14 protein-coding genes are annotated in these 13,069 nt (G+C 71.4%); 5 read left to right on the top strand and 9 right to left on the bottom strand.

The genetic code is table 11. From position 1 onward, the window contains the following. Positions 1-76: 76 nt before the first annotated feature. Complete coding sequence (locus ABD331_RS52005) at positions 77-1,318, top strand: ricin-type beta-trefoil lectin domain protein (RefSeq protein ID WP_344493444.1); 1,242 nt, start codon at positions 77-79, stop codon at positions 1,316-1,318. An 18-nt stretch (positions 1,319-1,336) separates the two neighbouring features. On the opposite strand, the gene ABD331_RS52000 is transcribed toward ABD331_RS52005, so the two are convergent. The 5 genes from ABD331_RS52000 to ABD331_RS51980 all read right to left on the bottom strand — a co-directional run bounded on the left by ABD331_RS52000 (position 1,337) and on the right by ABD331_RS51980 (position 5,531). Further along, positions 1,337-2,695 carry an ABC transporter substrate-binding protein gene (locus tag ABD331_RS52000; protein ID WP_344493442.1) on the bottom strand — a complete coding sequence of 453 codons (1,359 nt, stop codon included), beginning with the start codon at positions 2,693-2,695 and terminating at the stop codon, positions 1,337-1,339. Continuing rightward, complete coding sequence (locus ABD331_RS51995) at positions 2,695-3,636, bottom strand: carbohydrate ABC transporter permease (RefSeq protein ID WP_344493440.1); 942 nt, start codon at positions 3,634-3,636, stop codon at positions 2,695-2,697. Before ABD331_RS51995 ends, ABD331_RS52000 begins: the two co-directional genes overlap by 1 nt. Position 3,637: 1 nt before the next feature. After that, positions 3,638-4,558 carry a carbohydrate ABC transporter permease gene (locus tag ABD331_RS51990; RefSeq protein WP_344493438.1) on the bottom strand — a complete coding sequence of 307 codons (921 nt, stop codon included), beginning with the start codon at positions 4,556-4,558 and terminating at the stop codon, positions 3,638-3,640. An 86-nt stretch (positions 4,559-4,644) separates the two neighbouring features. Further along, positions 4,645-5,154, bottom strand: coding sequence for a DinB family protein (locus ABD331_RS51985; RefSeq protein WP_344493436.1), 510 nt, complete (start codon positions 5,152-5,154; stop codon positions 4,645-4,647). Beyond that, positions 5,151-5,531, bottom strand: a complete 381-nt coding sequence (locus ABD331_RS51980; protein ID WP_344493434.1) for a hypothetical protein — start codon at positions 5,529-5,531, stop codon at positions 5,151-5,153. The genes ABD331_RS51985 and ABD331_RS51980 overlap by 4 nt, the downstream gene beginning before the upstream one ends. A gap of 99 nt (positions 5,532-5,630) precedes the next feature. Between ABD331_RS51980 and ABD331_RS51975 the strand changes: the two genes are divergently transcribed. Beyond that, entirely contained in the window at positions 5,631-6,197 is a 567-nt protein-coding gene (locus ABD331_RS51975) for a helix-turn-helix domain-containing protein (protein WP_344493432.1), read from the top strand. 183 nt (positions 6,198-6,380) lie between these two features. Continuing rightward, positions 6,381-7,835 carry an MDR family MFS transporter gene (locus ABD331_RS51970; protein WP_344493430.1) on the top strand — a complete coding sequence of 485 codons (1,455 nt, stop codon included), beginning with the start codon at positions 6,381-6,383 and terminating at the stop codon, positions 7,833-7,835. Here the strand turns inward: ABD331_RS51970 and ABD331_RS51965 are convergent. Both ABD331_RS51965 and ABD331_RS51960 read right to left on the bottom strand, forming a co-directional pair. Next, complete coding sequence (locus tag ABD331_RS51965; protein WP_344493428.1) at positions 7,832-8,746, bottom strand: DUF8094 domain-containing protein; 915 nt, start codon at positions 8,744-8,746, stop codon at positions 7,832-7,834. The two genes, ABD331_RS51970 and ABD331_RS51965, sit on opposite strands and share 4 nt — an antisense overlap. Positions 8,747-8,797: 51 nt before the next feature. Next, positions 8,798-9,739, bottom strand: a complete 942-nt coding sequence (locus tag ABD331_RS51960; RefSeq protein WP_344493426.1) for an AraC family transcriptional regulator — start codon at positions 9,737-9,739, stop codon at positions 8,798-8,800. Positions 9,740-9,799: 60 nt separating this feature from the next. Here ABD331_RS51960 and ABD331_RS51955 point away from each other — a divergent pair, with 60 nt between their 5' ends. Further along, on the top strand, positions 9,800-10,705 hold the full coding sequence (locus tag ABD331_RS51955; protein WP_344493424.1) for an SDR family NAD(P)-dependent oxidoreductase: 906 nt from the start codon (positions 9,800-9,802) through the stop codon (positions 10,703-10,705). Between the two features lie 12 nt (positions 10,706-10,717). After that, positions 10,718-11,425, top strand: a complete 708-nt coding sequence (locus ABD331_RS51950) for a histidine phosphatase family protein (RefSeq protein ID WP_344493422.1) — start codon at positions 10,718-10,720, stop codon at positions 11,423-11,425. Here ABD331_RS51950 and ABD331_RS51945 read toward each other — a convergent pair. Together ABD331_RS51945 and ABD331_RS51940 are read right to left on the bottom strand one after the other, a co-directional pair. Further along, positions 11,324-11,938, bottom strand: coding sequence for an NUDIX hydrolase (locus ABD331_RS51945; protein ID WP_344493420.1), 615 nt, complete (start codon positions 11,936-11,938; stop codon positions 11,324-11,326). The two genes, ABD331_RS51950 and ABD331_RS51945, sit on opposite strands and share 102 nt — an antisense overlap. Continuing rightward, positions 11,935-13,008, bottom strand: a complete 1,074-nt coding sequence (locus ABD331_RS51940; RefSeq protein ID WP_344493418.1) for a Gfo/Idh/MocA family protein — start codon at positions 13,006-13,008, stop codon at positions 11,935-11,937. The genes ABD331_RS51945 and ABD331_RS51940 overlap by 4 nt, the downstream gene beginning before the upstream one ends. Positions 13,009-13,069 lie beyond the last annotated feature (61 nt).

Raw genomic sequence — 13,069 nt, 5'->3', positions numbered from 1 at the left:
CTCTCTTGACAGCGGCGCTCACAGTGCCGGAGTGTTTCTGTGAACCCGCATCCGTGGATCCGATGAGGACACTCCCATGGCACGCACCCCCCGTTCCAGAGCGTTACTCGCCGCCGGCGCCGCACTCGCCGCGATCATCGCCCTGCTCGCGCCGCCGGCCGGCGCCGCGAGCGCCGCCCCCGCCCCCGGCCCGCTCGTCTGGTCGGACGAGTTCAACGGCGCCGCAGGCAGCGCCGTCGACCAGTCGAAGTGGCGCTTCGACCTCGGCGGCAGCGGCTGGGGCAACAACGAGCAGCAGTACTACACCAGCAGCACCCGCAACGCCGCCATGGACGGCGCGGGCAACCTGGTGATCACCGCCCGCCGCGAGAACCCGTCCAACTACCAGTGCCACTACGGCACCTGCCAGTACACCTCGGCCCGCCTGCTCACCTCCGCCACCTTCACCAGGGCCTACGGGCGGTTCGAGGCCCGCATGAAGCTGCCCCGCGGGCAGGGCATCTGGCCGGCCTTCTGGATGCTCGGCAACGACATCGGCTCGGTCGGCTGGCCCAACAGCGGCGAGATCGACATCATGGAGAACATCGGCCGCGAGCCCAGCACCGTGCACGGCACCATCCACGGGCCTGGCTACTCGGGCGGCGGCGGCATCGGCGCCGGTTACAGCATCGGCGGCGCGTTCGCCGACGCCTTCCACACCTTCGCCGTCGACTGGTCGCCGAACCTGATCATCTGGTACGTGGACGGCGTCGAGTACCAGCGCCGTACCCCGTCCGACCTGGGCGGCAACCGCTGGGTCTTCGACCACCCGTTCTTCATGATCATGAACGTGGCGGTCGGCGGCTACTGGCCCGGTTACCCCGACGCCACCACCACGTTCCCGCAGGCCCTGACCGTCGACTACGTCCGCGTCTTCGCCCCGCCGACCGGCGGCTCCAGCGGCCAGATCACCGGGTACGGCGGCAAGTGCGTGGACGTCGCGGGCGCCAATTCCGCCAACGGCACCGCCGTCCAGCTCTGGGACTGCAACGGCACCGGCGCGCAGAGCTGGGCCTGGAACGCCGACGGCTCCGTGCGGGCGCTCGGCAAGTGCATGGACGTGACCAGCGGGTCCACCGCCAACGGGGCGCAGGTGCAGCTCTACGACTGCAACGGCACCGGCGCGCAGCGGTGGACCTACAACTCGGGCACAGGCCAGATCGTCAACCCGCAGTCCAACCGCTGCCTGGACGCGACCGGGGCCGGCTCGGCGAACGGCACCCGGCTGCAGATCTGGGACTGCTCGGGCGGCGCCAACCAGCGGTGGACCCGCTCCTAGAACCGAGAGAGCGCGTTCTCACCCAGCCACCTCGAAGAGCCGGTTCAGTTGCTCGTTGAGAGCGGTGAGCGAGCTGGCTGGAGCCTCGCCGAGGAAGACGGCCTCCAGCGCGGGCGTCATCAGCGCCGTGATGTCGGCCGCGTTGGAGGTCACCGGCAGCGGGAACGTGGTGCGGTTCTCGATGTGGTCGGTGAAGGCCGACACGTCCAGCTTCCGCTCGTTCTCGTTGTACCGGATGGCCAGCTCGGTGCCGGAGGGCCGGGCGGGGAACACCACGCCCGACTGGCCGATGATGTTCTGGCACTGCTCGCCGGACAGGAACTTCACCCACTTCGCGGCGTTCTCCGGCTGCTTGGAGAACGTCGTGATGGAGTCGGCCAGACCGTTGAACATGGAGGCCCGCTTCCCCGCCGGGCCGATCGGGGTGGGCGCGACGCCGATGTCCAGCTTCCTGCCGCCGGCGTCGGTGAGCTTGGTGAACGACGCGATCGTCCACGACCCCGACAGGCCCATCGCGGCGATGCCCGACTGGATCTGCGTGTCGGGGGTGATCGCGTTCCTGCCGCCGATCGCGGCGAAGCTCGCCATGTAGCCCTTGCGCACCAGGCCGAAGTACCAGCTCAGGGTGTCCTGCACGACCGGGTCGTCCAGGTTGAAGCGGGTTCCCCAGGGGTTCTGGTCGGTGGCCTGCCAGCCGGCGCTGCCGGTGAAGGCCGACCACTGCGTCTGACCCCAGTTGTCGCCGCCGCCGCCGTTGGCGGCCAGCCCGTACGTCTTCACCCGCGTCCTGTCGAAGCCGGGCTCGTCGCCGCGCACGCCGTTCTGGTCGATGGTCAGGTGCGCGATCGTCTTCTCGAACGTGCCGCCGTCGCGGGGGTTCCAGGTCAGCTCGTCGAGCGTGGCGGGGTCGATGCCGGCGGCCTCGATCGCGGCGTGGTCGTAGAAGATCGCGATGGTGTCCCAGTCCTTGGGCGAGCCGTAGCGCTTGCCGTCCTTGCCCTTCCACAGCTCGGCCAGGCCCTGCTGGTAGTCGGAGTCCTTGATGTCGCTGGTGGGGCCGAGGTCGTCGAGCGGGCGCAGCACCTGGAGGTCGACGAACTGGGGGAACTTGGCGAGCTGGTCGGTGAAGACGTCGGGGGCGGTGTCGGCGATGAAGCTGGCGGTCAGCTTCGACCAGTAGTCGTCCCAGCCGTACTGGGAGATGTGGATGCGCAGGCCGGGGTTCTGCTGCTGGAAGGCGTCCGCGCACTTCTGGTAGCCGGGCTGCTGGGAGGAGTCCCAGAGCCAGTATTCGATGGTGCCGGTGCCGCCGCCGCTGCCGCCCCCGCCGCAGGCGGTGGTCAGCAGGAGCGCGGTCAGGAGGAGTCGTCTGAGCATCACTTGATCCCGCTGAAGCCGATGGAGTTGACGATGCGGCGGGCGAAGAGGAGGAACAGCAGCAACATCGGCAGCGCCGCCACCAGCGTGGCCGCCATCAGCCCCGACCAGTCGGGGCCGGCCTGCGGCTTCTGTGACTTGAACACGCCGAGCGCCACGGTCAGCACCCGCGACTTGTCGGTGTAGCTGACCATGAGCGGCCAGAAGTACTCGTTCCAGGAGGTGATGTAGGTGAGGATCGACAGCGTGGAGATCGGCGCGGCCGAGATCGGCAGGATCAGCCGGAAGAAGATCCGCGTCTTCGAGGCGCCCTCGACCAGCGCCGCCTCCTCCACCTCGCGCGAGATGCCGAGGAAGAACTGGCGCAGGAAGAACACCGCGAACGGCGTCATCAGCATGCTGGGCAGCGCGATGCCGAGCACGGTGTCGATCAGGCCGAGCTCCTTGATGAGCACGAAGTTCGGCAGCAGCGTGAAGATCGCCGGGATCATCAGGCCGCCGAGGAAGACGGCGAAGACCCTGTCGCGGTGCCGCCAGCGCAGCCGGGCGAAGGCGTAGGCGGCCATCGCGGAGAAGAACACCTGGCCGGCCGTGACCATCGTGGCGACCAGCACCGAGTTGAGCAGGTAACGCCAGAACGCGATCGGCTGCCCCGCGCCGCCGGCGTCGATGGCCTCCTGCCCGGTCTGGATGCCGAAGACGCGCTCGAACCCGCCCCACGAGAACCGCACGGGCAGCAGGCTGTCGCCGCCCGCGTAGAGCGCGTTGTTGTCCGACAGCGCGGTGCGCAGGATCCAGTAGAACGGGAACAGGCTGACGATCATCACCAGAATCATGAACGCCCAGCCCACGGCCCGGCCGAAGCCGAACCGGGGCTTCGGCGGCGGCTCCCGGTCTGCGGCGTGGGCGTCGCTCTCGGCGGGCGCCGTCACGGTAGCCATCTCACCCTCCTGCGGCCAGGTCGGAGCTGCCGGCCCGGGTGAGCCGGTACTGCACGAACGTGATGATCATCAGGACGACCAGCAGCGCCACGGACATCGCCGAGGCGTAGCCGAACTGGAAGCGATTGAAGGCGGCCTCGTAGATGTAGTACTGCAGCACCCTGGAGGAGTCGACGGGCCCGCCCCGCGTCGCGATCGCGACGGTGTCGAACACCTGGAACGAGCCCACCACGCTGATGATCAGCACCACCGCCATGACGGGCCGCAGCAGCGGCAGGGTGATGCTGCGGAACATGCGCAATTCGCTCGCGCCGTCCATGCGGCCCGCCTCGTACAGGGTCGCGGGGATCGTCTGCAGCCCTGCGAAGATCAGCAGCGCGGTGTAGCCGACGTGCCGCCAGACGTTGATCAGCGCGATGGTCGGGATGACCCACGCGGAGTCCGACAGGAACGCGATCCGGTCCAGCCCGGCCAGCTCCAGCACCTTGTTGCCGATGCCGAGCTGGTAGTCGAGTATCCACAGGAAGACCAGCGCCGCGACCACGTTCGAGACCAGGTACGGCGTCAGCACCATGCCGCGCAGCCACGTCCTGCGCGTCAGCCGCTGCATCAGCACCGCGATGACCAGCGCCAGCGCGGTCTGCACGGCGATGTTGACGACCACGTAGTACACGGTCACGCCCAGCGCGTTCCAGAACACCGGGTCCTGCGCCATGCGCACGTAGTTGTCGAGCCCCGTCCAGCGGGCGGGGGTGAGCAGGTTGAACTTGGTGAAGCTGAGGTAGATGCCCCGAAGTGTCGGCCAGAGCAGGAAGACCAGGAAGCCGATCAGCGCGGGAAGGATGAACAGGAGCGCCAGGCGGGTGTCGTCTCGCGCTCGTGCGGCGGTGCCGGTCGTCGCCGGCCTGGTGGGGGTGGCCATGGTGCCTCCTTCGCCGGTCACCGTAGACCCTGCGGCGAGCGGTTTCTACCCCGTCCTGCGCGTTCGACCGGTTCTGATGGTATGGGTCAGCGGCCGGTGGAGCCGTCGAGCTGCTCGCGGAGGATGTCGGCGTGGCCCGCGTGCCGGCCGGTCTCCTCGATCAGGTGCACCAGCACCCAGCGCATCGACGGCGCCGGTCCCGGGCGCGGGGCTCGCGGGGCGGGCAGGCTCAGGTCCTGGCAGGCGTCGATGACCTGGTTGGCGCGCTCGATCGTCGCGCGGTAGTCGGCGAGCAGGCCGTCCACGGTCTCGCGCGCCGCCGGCCGCATGGTCGCGGCCCAGTCGTCGGCGTCCTCGCCGAGGAGGTAGAAGCGTTCGACGAACGCCAGGTGCTTCACCAGCCCGAGCAGGCTGGTGCCCGACGGCACGCCGGGCGTGCGGACCTGCGGCTCCGGCACGCCGGTGGCCTTGGCGGCGATCGCGTCGCGCAGGTGGTCGAGGAAGCCGCGCAGGGTGGCCTTCTCGTCGGCGCCGGTGTGCGGGGGCTTGGTGTCCCTGGCCGCTCGGCGCCGCGGCGGGCGGGCGGCGCCGGTCATGCGGCGCCGCGCTGGACGAGCAGGACGTGGTCCACGACGGTGGCGGTCTGGCCGGCGGGGCCGGTGGCCTGGCGGCGCGGCATGCCGGCGCGCAGGACGGACCAGTGCGCGAGGTCCAGGTCGAGGCCGGCGGCGACTTCGGTGGGCGTGGGGTAGTGGGCGTCGGCGTCCTCGGTCCAGGACCAGGGGGCGGTGGAGCCGTGGTCGACGATCAGCAGCAGGCCGCCGGGGCGCAGGGCGTGCGCGGCGGTGCGCAGGACGCGGGCGTTCCCGGCCGGCCGGGCGCGGTGGAGCCGCTCCCAGAACGTCGCGGCGTCCTCGCCGGTGCGGGTCTCGGGGGCGCTGCCGGGTTCCGCGCCTCGTCGGGTGGAGTCCATGAGTGGTCCTTTCGTACGTGCGGCTGGTCACGTACGGACAGCTTCGCCACCGCCGTTCCGCAGTTGCAAGAAAAGTTGCGGATCCGCATTATCGGGGTCATGACGGAAGACGTTCTGGCCGGAGTCGGCCCGCGCCTGCGCGCCCTGCGGCGTGCCCGGGGCGCCACGCTCGCGGCGCTGGCCGACGAGACGGGGCTGACCGCGAGCACCCTGTCCCGCCTGGAGAACGGCAAGCTGCGCCCCACGCTGGAGCAGTTGCTGCCGCTGGCCAGGGCGCACGGCGTGCCGCTCGACGACCTCGTCGCGGCTCCGCCCACCGGCGACCCGCGCATCCACCTGCGGCCGGTGCGGCGCTCCGGGCTGGTGCTGGTGCCGCTCACCAGGCGGGCGGGCGGCGTCCAGGCCTACAAGGTGATCTATCCGCCGGCGGGCCGCTCGCCCACCAAGCTGCGGGTCCACGAGGGTTACGAGTGGTTCTACGTGCTCAACGGGCAGGTCAGGTTCGTGCTCGGGGAGCAGGAGTTCCAGCTCGGGGCCGGGGAGGCGGCAGAGTTCGACACCCGGGTGCCGCACTGGCTCGGCAGCGCCGGGAGCCGGCCCGCCGAGGTGCTGACGTTGTTCGGGGCGCAGGGAGAGCGCGCGCACCTGGCGCCGTCCCAGCACTGATCGGCTTTCACTGTGGGTGAAAAGGTGGTGACATTTCGCAGCACTTGCCGCAATGTTGGGAGTCGTCGATGAGTTTTGTCGGTGGTGCCGGTCAGTCTGTGTATGACCACTACTTCATGTGAGACCGAAGGCCTGAAGGCCGGCCATGACCGCGTAATGTCCGACAGCCCCGATCGAGGTGCCGTGTCCAGCCCACAGCTCGACTCACCTGCCGAATCCGCTGCCGCCGTCGCCGGTCGCACCCCTGCCGTCATTCGGCTGCTGGTGCTGGCCACGTTCGTGGTCATCCTGAACGAGACGATCATGATCAACGCGATCCCGCGGCTGATGAGCGCGCTGCACATCACCGAGCAGACCGCGCAGTGGCTCTCGACCGCCTTCATGCTGACCATGGCCGCCGTCATCCCCATCACGGGGTGGTTCCTGCAGCGGGTCTCCACGCGCGGCGCGTACGTCACCGCGATGGGCCTGTTCCTGCTCGGCACGGCGCTGGCCATCGTGGCGCCGTCGTTCGAGGTGCTGCTCGGCGCCCGCATCGTGCAGGCGTGCGGCACGGCCGTGATGATGCCGCTGCTGATGACCACGCTGATGCAGGTGGTGCCCGAGCAGGACCGGGGCCGGGTGATGGGCAACGTCACGCTGGCCATCTCGGTGGCGCCCGCGATGGGGCCGACGGTCTCCGGGGTGATCCTGCAGTTCGGGTCCTGGCGGCTGCTGTTCGCCGTGGTGCTGCCCATCGCCGCGCTGATCACCTGGGGTGGCCTGCGGCGGCTCAGGAACGTCGGGGAGCCGCAGGCCGGCACCATCGACTGGTTCAGCGTGGTGACCGCGGCGGCCGGGTTCGGCGGCCTGGTCTACGGCCTGAGCCGGTTCGAGGGCGGCGACGTGCGGGTGGCCGCGGCGATCGTCGCGGCCGGGCTGGTCACCGTCGCCGTCTTCGTCGTGCGGCAGTTGTCGCTGCAGAAGCGCGGCGTGCCGCTGCTCGACCTGCGCACCCTGCGCCACCGCACCTACACGGTCGCGCTGATCATGATGTCGGTGGCGTTCATGTCGATGCTCGGCTCGATGATCCTGCTGCCGCTGTACCTGCAGAACGTCCGCGGCCTGAGCGCTCTGGAGACCGGGCTGCTGGTGATGCCGGGCGGCCTGGCGATGGGGTTGCTCGGCCCGACCGTGGGACGCCTGTTCGACAAGTTCGGCGGGCGGGTGCTGGTCATCCCCGGCGCGGCCGGGATCATGCTCGCCCTCGCCGGCTTCACCCAGGTGTCGATGACGACGCCGTTCTGGCTGCTCCTCGGCATGCACGCGCTGCTGATGGTGAGCCTGGCCGCGACCTTCACCCCGGTGTTCACGCTCGGGCTCGGCGCCGTCCCGCCGCGCCTCTACTCCCACGGCAGCTCCATCCTGAGCACGTTGCAGCAGGTCTCGGCGGCTTTCGGCACCGCGCTCGTGGTCACCGTGATGAGCGCGCGGGCCGAGGCGTTGCGGACGTCGGGAGCCACCGACGCGCTCGCCAGCCTCGGCGGCATGCAGTTGGCCTTCGTCATCGGGGCGGTGCTGTCCGTGGCCGTGGTCATCACCGCGCTGCTCCTGCCCGCCCGCGCGGACCACGCCACCGAGGCGCACGCCCACGGCTAGGAGAACCAGTTGGCGCCCAGCTCCTGGATGGTCTTGCTGCCCTTGTTCACCAGGAGCGCCTCGCTCAGCACCTGGTTGACGCTCTTCGTGTCGTTGACCAGGGCAAACAGGAAGAACGAGCCGCCGTCCACGGTGCGGAAGCCGAACACCGAGCCGTGGCCGGCGAACGTCACGTACATGCCCTTGTTGACGGCGGGGAACGCCTTGCGGCTGTAACTGTCCTTGGCCAGGCGGTAGCCGGAGTCGCCCTCCTTCTTCTCGTTGTTCCAGAAGTTGCGGTACTCCATGGTGACGGCGGCGGCCATGATGCCGTCCATGTCGGTGACGTAGCCGTCGGCGTCGAGCTTCGGCTCGGGCATCCGCTGGCCCCAGTGGATCGGGGTGGCGACGGCCAGCTTGAACCGCTGCCCCGGCGAGCGGAAGAAGGCCAGGACGTGCGGGCGGGCGTGACCCTTGGTGTCCTTGCAGGTGGCCCGCGCGATGAACCAGTCGCCGATGCCCGGCTGCTTCTCCGGTCTGGGCAGGTAGAGCGCGGGGGTGCCGGTCGGGTTGATCGGCTTGTGTCCCGTCCCCCAGCCGAAGGTCTCGCGGTTGCGTTCCAGGACGCCCTCGTGCAGGGCCGCCTCCACGAACAGGCCGTCGAGGACGTCGTTCTGGCGCCACCACTTGCGCTTCTTGAGCGTCGCGTTGTACTTGGCCAGCCACTCGCGCAGGGCCTGCGTGGCCTGCGGCTTGGTCAGCGCCGCCTTGGCGGTGGCGCTGGGGCTGGGGCTCGGGGTGGTGGGGGTGGGTGTGGGGGTCGGACGAGGGGCGGCGGCGGTGGTGGTGGGGGCCTCGGCGGGCAGGAAGCGCAGGCCCGGGATCGTCGCGCAGCCCGACAGGCACACGGCACCCGCCAGGGTCAGCAGCACTCCACGCCTTGCTCCCCTAATCACAAAAAGAACATATCGGACGCCCGTAAATCACAGCGGGGCGATCTCCTGCTTCCAGCGGCGGTAGTCGCGCGGCGACACGCCGGTGATCCGCTTGAACGCGTTGCTCAGCGCGCTGACGGAGCCGTAACCGACCTGCGTGGCGATCACCGCCACCGTCTCGTCGCCACGCCGCAGCCGGTCGGCGGCCAGCTCGATCCGCCAGCCGGTCAGGTACTCCAGCGGCCCCCTCCCCACGACCTGCTTGAACCGGGCCGCCAGCGTCGATCGGGACACCGCCGCCACCCTGGCCAGCTCGGACACCGTCCAGGCGCGGGCGGGTTCGGCGTGCACCGCGCGCAGCGCGGGGGCCACGACCGGGTCGGCGAGCCCCGCCAGCCAGCCGGAGCCGCCCTCCGGCCCCGCGCCTGCCAGGTGCAGGCGGAGCAGGTGGATCAGCATGACCAGCGCGAGGTGCTCGGTGACCAGGGTGGCGGCGAGCGGGCGTTCGCGCAGCTCGGCGTCGATGAGGTCGAGCGCCCAGCGCACGGTGGCGGCCTCGGCGGTGCGGCCGGGCACGTGGATCACCGGCGGCAGCACGTCCAGCAGCAGCTCCTGAGCGCGCTCGCCGAAGCCGAACCGGCCGCCGACGATCACCACGTCCTCGCCCTCCCCGGCGCGGGCCACGCCGTCGGTGGCCGCGCGGAAGAGCGGGCCAGCCGGGACGGGCCGCAGCCCAGGCTCGGCGGCCAGGGTGAAGGCGCGCGGCCGGACCAGCAGGAAGCAGTCGCCCTCGGCCAGCTCGATCGGGCCCGGCACGCCGTCCACGGTGAGGACACACCTGCCGCGGCGCACCGCGTTGAACTTGACCCCGTCGGGCGGGTCGAACGACAGCGCCCACCTGCCGCCGGCGACCAGCCCGGTGGACAGGCGGCTGGTCGTGCCGACGAGGGTGAGCACATCTTCCAGGGGATCGGCTTGCTGGACGTTCACGCAACTATGGTGGACCCATACGTATTCCAAGTCCAAATCGGGCTGCCTACGGTGGTGGTCATGACACTCATCACCACTCCCTTCAACGCCAGGACCACCGCTTCGGAGGTTCTCGCCGGGATCGACCTGACCGGACGGCGGATCATCGTCACCGGCGGCGCCTCCGGGATCGGCCTCGAGACCACCCGGGCGCTGCGGGCGGCGGGGGCCGAGGTCACGGTGGCCACCCGGCGTCCCGCGCCCGGCGAGCGGGCGCTGGACCTGAGCGACCTCGCCTCGGTGCGCGCGTTCGCGGCCGGTTGGACGGGGCCGGTGGACGCGATCGTCGCGAACGCAGGGATCATGGCGCTGCCTGCCCGCCAGGTGGCCGCCAACGGCTGGGAGCTGCAACTGGCGACGAACTTCCTCGGCCACTTCGCGCTGATCACCGGCCTGCGCGACCACCTGCGCAGGAACGGGGGCGCGCGGGTGGTCGTGGTCAGCTCCGGCGCCCAGTTGCGTGAGCCGTTCCACTTCGACGACCCGCACTTCGAGCGCCGCCCGTACGACCCGTGGGCCGCGTACGCGCAGTCGAAGACGGCCGGCGTGCTGCTCGCGGTCGGCCTCGCGCGGCGCTGGACGGGCGACGGCATCGCCGCGAACGCCTTCGAGCCCGGCTACGTGCGCACCAACCTGCAGCGGCACCTGGACCAGGACACCCTGCGGGCGGCCGGGCTGCTGGACGACGAGGGCGGCCCGCTGACCCCCGGCCACTTCACGACCCCCGAGCAGGGCGCGGCCACCGCGGTGCTGCTCGCCGCCTCTCCCCTGGTGGACGGCGTGACCGGCCGGTTCTTCTCGCACGACAACCAGGAGGCGGAGGTGGTGCGGGGCGGGCCCGACGTGATGACCGGCGTCGCGTCCTGGTCGGTGGATCCGGACGCCGCCGACCGCCTCTGGGATCACGCGTCCCGATCAGTAGAGTAATGTTCGGTAATTGTGGGATCTGAGAGCAGCGCGCCGGTCGAGTACCGGCAGGGCCGGTTCCGTACACCGCCGGGGGCCACGGAGATTCTGCTGGTCCGGCACGGCGAGTCGGAGCCCGCACGGCCCGGCAGGCCGTTCCCGCTGGTGGACGGCCAGGGCGACCCCGGGCTCGCGCCCGAGGGGCACGAGCAGGCCGAACGGGTGGGGCTGCGGCTCTCCTCGGAGCCCATCGACGCGATCTACGTCAGCTCGCTGCGGCGCACGTCCCAGACGGCCGCGCCGCTCGCCGCCCGGCTCGGCCTGACGCCGGTGGTGGACCCCGAGCTGCGGGAGGTGCACCTCGGCGAGTGGGAGGGCGGGCTGTTCCGGCGCATGGTGGCCGAAGGGCACCCGATCGCGCGGCGGATGGCCGACGAGGAGCGCTGGGACGTGATCCCGGGCGCGGAGCCCGCCGAGGCGTTCGCCGAGCGGGTGCGCAAGGCGCTCGGCAGGCTCGCCGCCGCGCACCCCGATCAGCGGGTCGTGGTGGTCACCCACGGCGGGGTGATCGCCGAGGCGCTGGCCGCGGCCACCGGGTCGCGGCCGTTCGCGTTCCTCGGCGCGGACAACGCGTCGGTGTCACACCTGGTGCTGACCGGGGTCCGGTGGGTCCTGCGCCGCTTCAACGACACCGCCCACCTCGACGCCGCCTTCTCCACCACGGCCACGCCACCCACCTGAGTCGGACGGCCCGCCTGAGCCCACATCGGCGGGCCGCTCGCCTGAGGCCTCGATCAGGCGGCGGTGGGCCGCCAGCAGGCCGTCCGGCAGGTCGCCCGGGGCGCACCAGCGGGCCTCCAGGATCTCCATCGGGTTGAGCCGCATCGTGCCGCCGCCGTCGTACGCGGCCACGTACGCGACCTCGACCCTGAGCCGGAACCCGCTCCCCAGGTGCACCAGCTCACCGACGCTCACCTCCAGCCCCGTCTCCTCCCGCACCTCGCGCACGACCGTCTGCTCGAACGTCTCCCCCCGCTTCGCCCCGCCCGTCGGCAGCCCCCACTGCCGGTGCTCAGGCCAGAACCGGTGCCGCAGCAGCAACACGTTGCCGCCACGATCACGGACCACCCCCGTCACCCCGACCATGAACTTGGCCTGCGACAGGTACAGCAGCCGCCACTGGACCGACCCGCGGATGCCGTGCCAGAGCCGGGCGATCAGCCGCTTGCCCGGCCCGTCGGAACCGGTCGTCACCCCGCCCACGCCTCCTTGCCGGTGGTGACCGCGCCGCCGGTCCTGGCCGACTCGCCGATGGCGAGGCTGATCAGGTGGTCCTGGCACGCCTCGGCCAGCGGGTACGGCGCCGGCCCCTCCTGGCGGGCCCACGCCCCCGTCCGCTCCAGGATGTCGGCCACCGCGATGTCGTCGTCGGACAGCCCCGAGCCGTCGAACGGGTTGCGGTAGAGCACCCGCCCGTCGAAGCTGATGTGCTTGAGGTCGCGGAACTCCAGGCTGAGGTCCACGCCCGTGTCGCGCCTGATCAGGTGCGACTCCACCGGCGTCGTCGGGTCGAGCAGGCGCACCACCCGGTCGTCCACCAGCTCGCCGGTCGAGCCGCGCACCACGATGCGGCGCATCCGCAACGGGTTCCACCACTGGTTCTCGGTGAAGTCGTACAGGCCCATCCGGCCGCCGAAGTCGACCGTCGCGATGGTCGTGGTCAGTTCCTGCGGCGTGCCGTCGCCCGTCCACCCGCCCGCCACCAGCGGGTTGGCCAGCGGCGCGGGGAACGCGCCCGCCCGCACCTCCGCCGCCTCGAACCCGACGCCCAGCAGGCCGCGGATCATCGACACCGCGTGGTACAGGTGGGTCGAGGAGACCTGGACCGACGTCGGCTCACCGATCACGCCCTCGCGCACCAGCGCCAGCCGGGCCGCGTGCCCGGGCATCAGCAGGTACTGCTCGGCCACCTGCACCAGGCCGGTCGCGCCCACGTCGCCCCACAGGGCGCGCAGCCCGTCCAGGTCCTGCGCGGGCGGCGTCTCGGCCAGGACCGGCATGCCGTGCTCGGCCACCGCGCGGATCGCGTCCGGCATCGCGGGCCACGGCACCGCGGCGCTCACGTAGTCGGGGCGCTCGTGCCGCAGCAGCTCGCCGACCGAGCGGAAGGCGGGCACGCCCCACTCGCCGGTGATCCGCGCGCCCGACTCCTCGCCGCGCGTCACGACGCCGCTGACGCGCAGCCGGTCGGGCAGCGCCGCGGCCAGCCGCAGGAAGAACCGGGTCCGCCGGCCGCCGCCGATCGCGCCGAACGTGGTGGTCATGAGGGCAGGCCTCCTCGGGAGCCGGGGTACGTCGCAAGCAGCGTACTGGGCGGGCTTCCCG

The organism is Nonomuraea monospora (genome assembly GCF_039531895.1).
Taxonomy (GTDB): Bacteria; Actinomycetota; Actinomycetes; order Streptosporangiales; family Streptosporangiaceae; genus Nonomuraea; species Nonomuraea monospora.
This window is presented reverse-complemented; position numbering and strand designations above follow the sequence as displayed.

Excerpts from the sequence above, each read along its gene's own strand:
- ABD331_RS52005 (WP_344493444.1), top strand. The coding sequence starts at position 77 with ATGGCACGCACCCCCCGTTCCAGAGCGTTACTCGCCGCCGGCGCCGCA.
- ABD331_RS52000 (WP_344493442.1), bottom strand. The coding sequence starts at position 2,695 with ATGCTCAGACGACTCCTCCTGACCGCGCTCCTGCTGACCACCGCCTGC.
- ABD331_RS51995 (WP_344493440.1), bottom strand. The coding sequence starts at position 3,636 with ATGGCTACCGTGACGGCGCCCGCCGAGAGCGACGCCCACGCCGCAGAC.
- ABD331_RS51990 (WP_344493438.1), bottom strand. The coding sequence starts at position 4,558 with ATGGCCACCCCCACCAGGCCGGCGACGACCGGCACCGCCGCACGAGCG.
- ABD331_RS51985 (WP_344493436.1), bottom strand. The coding sequence starts at position 5,154 with ATGACCGGCGCCGCCCGCCCGCCGCGGCGCCGAGCGGCCAGGGACACC.
- ABD331_RS51980 (WP_344493434.1), bottom strand. The coding sequence starts at position 5,531 with ATGGACTCCACCCGACGAGGCGCGGAACCCGGCAGCGCCCCCGAGACC.
- ABD331_RS51975 (WP_344493432.1), top strand. The coding sequence starts at position 5,631 with ATGACGGAAGACGTTCTGGCCGGAGTCGGCCCGCGCCTGCGCGCCCTG.
- ABD331_RS51955 (WP_344493424.1), top strand. The coding sequence starts at position 9,800 with ATGACACTCATCACCACTCCCTTCAACGCCAGGACCACCGCTTCGGAG.
- ABD331_RS51940 (WP_344493418.1), bottom strand. The coding sequence starts at position 13,008 with ATGACCACCACGTTCGGCGCGATCGGCGGCGGCCGGCGGACCCGGTTC.